The 6,238-nt window shown below is 65.5% G+C and carries 6 protein-coding genes and 1 pseudogene; 3 read left to right on the top strand and 4 right to left on the bottom strand.

Going from position 1 to position 6,238, the window contains the following annotated elements; translation table 11 throughout:
* The 3 genes and pseudogenes from AUL34_RS22595 to choV form a co-directional block, all read left to right on the top strand.
* Window positions 1–194, top strand: a pseudogene (locus AUL34_RS22595) (glycine/betaine ABC transporter substrate-binding protein); the annotation flags it as partial.
* 57 nt (window positions 195–251) lie between these two features.
* Window positions 252–1,112 (top strand): choline ABC transporter permease subunit, encoded by an 861-nt coding sequence (gene choW, locus AUL34_RS13105; protein ID WP_061934514.1) that lies wholly within the window; start codon window positions 252–254, stop codon window positions 1,110–1,112.
* Window positions 1,109–2,308, top strand: a complete 1,200-nt coding sequence (gene choV / locus AUL34_RS13100) for a choline ABC transporter ATP-binding protein (protein ID WP_061934512.1) — start codon at window positions 1,109–1,111, stop codon at window positions 2,306–2,308. The genes choW and choV overlap by 4 nt, the downstream gene beginning before the upstream one ends.
* 6 nt (window positions 2,309–2,314) lie before the next feature.
* Here the strand turns inward: choV and AUL34_RS13095 are convergent, their stop codons facing one another.
* The 4 genes from AUL34_RS13095 to AUL34_RS13080 all read right to left on the bottom strand — a co-directional run.
* Window positions 2,315–2,602 (bottom strand): DUF2218 domain-containing protein, encoded by a 288-nt coding sequence (locus AUL34_RS13095; RefSeq protein ID WP_061934516.1) that lies wholly within the window; start codon window positions 2,600–2,602, stop codon window positions 2,315–2,317.
* A 134-nt stretch (window positions 2,603–2,736) separates the two neighbouring features.
* Window positions 2,737–3,957 (bottom strand): multiple monosaccharide ABC transporter permease, encoded by a 1,221-nt coding sequence (mmsB, locus tag AUL34_RS13090; RefSeq protein ID WP_061934510.1) that lies wholly within the window; start codon window positions 3,955–3,957, stop codon window positions 2,737–2,739.
* Complete coding sequence (gene mmsA / locus AUL34_RS13085; RefSeq protein ID WP_082653360.1) at window positions 3,954–5,471, bottom strand: multiple monosaccharide ABC transporter ATP-binding protein; 1,518 nt, start codon at window positions 5,469–5,471, stop codon at window positions 3,954–3,956. The genes mmsB and mmsA overlap by 4 nt, the downstream gene beginning before the upstream one ends.
* 119 nt (window positions 5,472–5,590) lie before the next feature.
* Window positions 5,591–6,238, bottom strand: a 648-nt coding sequence (locus tag AUL34_RS13080) for a sugar-binding protein (protein ID WP_156420917.1), incomplete at its 5' end; no start/stop codon positions are given.

Raw genomic sequence — 6,238 nt, 5'->3', positions numbered from 1 at the left:
TCAACCTCGTCTTCACGCTGCCGATGGAGAGCGAGATCATGGGGGCGATCCTGGACGGGGGCGAGGACGCGGAAGCGGCCGCCCGCACCTGGCTCGCCGCCCATCCCGACGCCTGGAAGCCATGGCTCGACGGCGTGACCACATTCGACGGCAAACCCGCCGAAGCAGCCCTGGAAGCGAGCCTGCAACCTTGATCCCCACCCATTCGCGGCGGCTCTCCCCTGCCGCCGACCGCGCGGCGAAGTTGCGCGATGCTTGACTGGCTCACGGAGCACAAGATCCCCCTCGGCGCATGGCTACGCTCCGGGGTGGATGCGCTCATCACACACGGCCAAGGCTTCTTCGATGCGGTCTCGCTGGTGCTCGGCGGGTTGATCGACGGTCTGACGACCGGGCTCGAACTCGTACCGCCGCTGCTGTTCGTCGCCTTGGCGGGCGCGGGAGCCTACCTGCTGCACCGATCGCTTCAGCTCGCCGCCTTCGCGGTGCTCTCTCTCCTTCTCATCATCAATCTCGGTTACTGGACGGCCGCGATCGAGACACTGTCGCTGGTGTTCTGCGCCACGCTCTTTTGCGTGCTGATCGGCGTTCCCGTGGGCATCGTCGCAGCCCACCGGCCGAGACTCTATGCCGGACTGCGTCCCCTTCTCGACCTCATGCAAACCATCCCGACCTTCGTCTACCTCATTCCGACCCTCGTCCTGTTCGGGCTCGGCGTGGTGCCCGGCCTCATCTCCACCGTCATCTTCGCCATCGCCGCCCCGATCCGGCTCACCTACCTCGGCATGTCCTCGGTGCCCGAACCGCTGCGGGAAGCCGCGGCAGCCTTCGGTGCGACGCGGCGCCAGATGCTGCTCAAGGTGGAACTCCCGCACGCCCTGCCGACCATCATGGCAGGCGTCACCCAGTGCATCATGCTGAGCCTGTCGATGGTGGTGATCGCCGCGCTCGTGGGCGCCGACGGTCTCGGCAAGCCGGTGGTGCGCGCGCTCAACACGGTCAATATCGGCATGGGTTTCGAGGCGGGCCTTGCCATCGTTATCCTCGCCATCCTCCTCGACCGCATCTGCAAGGTGCCTGTCCCGCGCGTCGGGAAAGGCGGGCGTCGATGAGCGCCCCGCTCCCCCATCCCGCCATCGAGCTGAAGGGCGTCGACATCGTGTTCGGCAAGCGACCGCAACAGTCGCTGGCGCTCCTCGATCGCGGCGCGACGCGCGACGAGATCCTGGACAAGACGGGCGCGGTCCTTGGCGCAGCGGGTGTCGACCTGTCGATCGAACAAGGCGAGATCTGCGTGCTGATGGGCTTGTCCGGTTCCGGCAAATCGACGGTCCTGCGCTCGGTGAACCGACTGGTCGGGCCCGCCCGGGGCCAGGTTCTGGTCTCGCACGAAGGGCAAGTGGTCGATGTAACGCGATGCGACGCGGCAACGCTCCGTCGGTTGCGGATGACCACCGTGTCCATGGTGTTCCAGCAGTTCGCGCTCCTGCCCTGGCGCACGGTACGGGAGAATGTCGGCCTCGGGCTCGAGCTGCAGGGTTTGAATACCGCCGAGCGGCAAACCGTCGTCGACGCCAAGCTCGCCATGGTCGGGCTGACGGCCTGGGCCGACAAGCATACGCACGAGTTGTCCGGCGGCATGCAGCAACGCGTCGGGCTCGCGCGCGCCTTCGCCACCGACGCGCCGATCCTCCTGATGGACGAGCCGTTCTCCGCCCTCGATCCGCTGATCCGCACCAAGCTGCAGGACGAATTGCTGACCTTGCAGGCCGAGGCGCGCAAGACGATCCTCTTCGTCAGCCACGACCTCGACGAGGCGCTCAAGCTCGGAAGCCGTATCGCGATCATGCAGGACGCACGCATCGTGCAAGTCGGCACCGGCGCCGACATTCTCCTCAACCCTGCAACGCCTTACGTCGCGGAGTTCGTTCGCCACGTCAATCCGCTCAACGTCCTGCGAGGCGGATCGGTCATGCGTCCGGCACGGGCGATCCCGCGCGACGGCGGCGATCTGCTTCTGGACGGCGACGGCAGGGTCCGCCTGTCGGTGGATGCCGAGCGGCGGCCCGTTGCCGTCAGCATCGACGGCCAGGGCGGCACGATCGGCCATGCGAACCCGGAGGACGGACAGCTCGGCGGAACCTTCGACGTCGTGACGGCGCCGGTCGACCTCAAGCTGCGGGCGGCGATCGCCCTGAAGCGCCGGACCGACCATCCGATCGTTCTCCTGGACCATGTCGGCCGCCTCGCCGGACTGTGCGACCACGACGAGATCTATCGTGGGCTTCTCCAGCGCGCGCCGCGCTGAAGGCGTTCAGCCCTCGCGGGTCCAGTCGAAAATCAGGTCCTCGCGAAATGCGAAGCGCCGGATGTGTTCGGCGACGACGCCTTCCGTTCGATCGAGCGCAGCTGGGTCGTCGGTCGTGACGGCGACGACGAGACGGTCGTCGGCAGCGTCCAGGGCGACCCGTGCGGTCGGCAGGTCGATCGTGCCGTGCCCAGGGTCGAACGCGACGTTGAACTTGTGGGCCCAGTGCTTGCAGAGCTGCTGAAGATAGCGGCTGGCGTGCTCGGTCGGGACTTCGGCGCGGCTGGTCGGCATGGTGGTCTCCAAGGCGGCTTCAGCCCTCTATCCCACCCGTTCTGCTCCCCGCAAGACAGATGCCCCCGTTCGACAAAGGGCGCGGCGACGGTTCCCCGTCGCCGCGCCCCGAACTGCGCCGTAGCTCGGCCGTATCAGGCTTTGTTGCGGTTGTAGACGTCGAAGCAGACGGCGGCGAGGAGCACGAGACCCTTCACCAGCTGCTGGTAGTCGATCGAAAGCTGCATGGACGTCTGCATGCCCATGTTGAGCGCGCCCATGATGAAGGCACCGATCACCGCGCCCGTCACCTTGCCGACGCCGCCATAGGCCGAAGCTCCGCCGATGAAGCAGGCCGCGATGACGTCGAGTTCGAGGCCCGTACCGTTCTTCGCCGTCGCCGAACCGACGCGGGCGAAGAACACGAGGCCGGCGATGGCCGCGAGAACGCCCATGTTGACGAAGGCGAGGAACACGATCCGCTCGGTCTTCACGCCGGACAGCTTGGCCGCCTTCTCGTTGCCGCCGACCGCGTAGACCCGACGGCCGATCGTGGTGCGCGACGTGACGAACGCATAGATTGCGATCAGCACCGCCATCAGGATTAGGACGTTCGGCAGGCCGCGATTGGTGGCCAGCAGGTAACCCATGAACAGGATGGCGACGGTGACGAGCGCCACGCGGCCGTAGAAGAAGGCGAGCGGTTCCGCGACCGGTGCGACCCGGCTCCTGGCCGCACGCTTCGAGATGGCGAACAGCGCAAAGCCGACCGCCAGCACGATGGCGAGAATCAACGTCGTGGAGTTGGCGAGCCCGAGCACCGGCAGGACGTCGGGAATCGTTCCCGTCGAGACCGCGCGCAGCGACGCCGGGATCGGCGAGATCGACGACGAGGAGCCGAGCGTCATGAAGGTCAGGCCGCGGAAGACCAGCATGCCCGCGAGCGTCACGATGAAGGACGGAATGCGCAGGAAGGCGACGAAATAGCCCTGGATCGCGCCGATCACCGCACCGACGCACAGGCACATCACGACGGCCACGGGCACGGATATGCCGTAGAGCACCATCAGCACCGCGCCGACCGCGCCGACGAAGCCCACCAGCGATCCGACGGACAGGTCGATATGGCCGGTGATGATGATCAGCAGCATGCCGATCGCCATGATGATGACGTAGCTGTTCTGGAGGAACAGGTTGGTGAGGTTGGAGGCCGACACGAAGGTCGGGCGGCCCGTCGCCGCGGAATAGGCGGCGAAGAACAGGATGATCGCGACGAGCGCGACGAGCATGCCGTATTCGCGCAGGTGGCTCTTGAAGTAGTCGAGGCTCGCCCCGCCCCCCTGCCCGCTCGGGGCATCCACGGTCTTGATGCTCATGCCGCGTGTCTCCCTGCGGTACGAATGATGGCGCGCATGATGCTTTCCTGTGTCGCCTCGCCGCGTGGCAGCTCGGCCACGAAGCGTCCTTCGTTCATGACGTAGATCCGGTCGCACATGCCGAGAAGCTCCGGCATTTCCGACGAGATCATCAGAATGCCCTTACCCTCGGATGCCAGCCGCTCGATGATGGAATAGATCTCGAACTTGGCGCCGACGTCGATGCCGCGCGTCGGCTCGTCGAGGATCAGGAGCTCGGGGTTCGAGAACAGCCACTTGGACAGCACGACCTTCTGCTGGTTGCCGCCCGAGAGGTTGAGGGTCTTGTGGAAGATGTCGGACGAGCGGATCCGCAGGGATCCGCGATAGTCCTCGGCCACCTTGCGCTCGCGGTCGTCGTCGATCACGCCGCTCTTGGCGATGCCCGGCAGGTTGGCGAGCGAGATGTTCTGTCGGATGTCGTCTTCGAGGAGCAGGCCGTACTGCTTGCGGTCCTCGGTGACGTAGGCGAGCCCTGCATCGATCGCCTTCGGGATGCTGGAAACATCCACCGGCTTGCCGTGCATGAATGCCTCGCCGGACACGTTGCGCCCGTACGACTTGCCGAAGACGCTCATGGCAAGCTCGGTGCGCCCGGCCCCCATCAGGCCCGCGATGCCGACGATCTCGCCCTTGCGCACGTTGAAGGACACGTCCTTCACGATCTGACGCTGGGTGTTGAGGTGGTGGAACGCGTTCCAACCCTTCACCTCGAAGAGAACCTCGCCGATGTTGGGATGGCGCGGCGGATAACGGTCGTCGAGCTGGCGACCGACCATGTCGCGGATGATCTGGTCCTCGCTGACGCCCGCCTTGCAGTCCAGCGTCGAGACGGTGGAGCCGTCGCGGATGACGGTGATGCTGTCGGCGACGCGTGAGATCTCGTTCAGCTTGTGGCTGATCATGATCGAGGTCAGACCCTGCTTCTTGAACTCCAGGAGGAGATCGAGAAGCGCCTGGCTGTCGCGCTCGTTGAGGCTGGCGGTGGGCTCGTCGAGGATCAGCAGGCGCACCTTCTTGGACAGCGCCTTGGCGATCTCGACCAGCTGCTGCTTACCGACGCCCATGTCCTTGATCAGCGTGGTGGGAGGCTCGGAAAGGCCAACCTGCTTCAGGAGCTCGCCGGACCGGCGGAAGGCTTCGTCCCAGTTGATGACGCCGCCGCGCGAGATCTCATTGCCGAGGAAGATGTTCTCGGCGATCGACAGGAGCGGCACGAGAGCCAGTTCCTGGTGGATGATGATGATGCCGACGTGCTCGGAGTCTCGGATGCCGCGGAAGGAGCGGACCTCGCCGTCGTAGACGATGTCGCCTTCGTAGCTGCCGTGCGGATAGACGCCCGACAGGACCTTCATGAGCGTCGACTTGCCGGCGCCGTTCTCACCGCAGATCGCGTGGATCTCGCCCTTTTCGACGACGAGGTTGACGTTATCGAGCGCCTTCACGCCCGGGAACGTCTTGGTGATGCCACGCATCTCTAGGATCGGTGCCAAAGTGCTTCTCCCCAGCGTCATCGAACGATGGAGCGGGAGCCCGAAAGCTCCCGCAAATGCGAGCGGCGGAGCACTGAAAGCGCTCCGCCGCCGAGGACGGATCAGGGCTTGATCTGATCTTCCGTGTAGTAGCCGCTGTCGACCAGAACCGGCTTGATGTTCTCCTTGGTCACCAGCACCGGCTTCAGGAGGTAGGCCGGAACCACCTTCACGCCGTTCTCGTAGGTCTTCGTATCGTTGACCTCGGGCTCCTTGCCCGTGCCGATCGCGTCGATCATGTTCACGGTCACCTTGGCGAGCTCGCGGGTGTCCTTGAAGATGGTCGAGTACTGCTGGCCGTTCTCGATCGACTTGACCGAGGGCACCTCGGCGTCCTGGCCGGAGACGATCGGCATCGGCTTGTCGCCCGAGCCGTAGCCGACGGCGCTCAGCGCGGAGATGATGCCGATGGACAGGCCGTCATACGGCGAGAGCACCGCGTTGACGGTCTTGTCGCCGTAGTAGGACGACAGGAGGTTGTCCATGCGGGCCTGGGCCACCGCCGGGTCCCAGCGCAGCGTGCCGACGCGGTCCATGCCGGTCTCGCCCGACGGGATCACGACCTTGCCGCTGTCGATGTACGGCTGCAGCACGCTCATCGCGCCGTTGTAGAAGAAGAAGGCGTTGTTGTCGTCCGGCGAGCCGCCGAAGAGCTCGACGTTGAACGGACCGGCTTCGGTCTCGAGCTTCAGGCCCTGCACGATCGACTG

Origin of the sequence: Aureimonas sp. AU22, assembly GCF_001463745.1 — a bacterium.
Taxonomy (GTDB): Bacteria; Pseudomonadota; Alphaproteobacteria; order Rhizobiales; family Rhizobiaceae; genus Aureimonas.
Note: the sequence above shows the minus strand (reverse complement) of the source record. Positions and strands in the feature narration are given on the sequence as shown.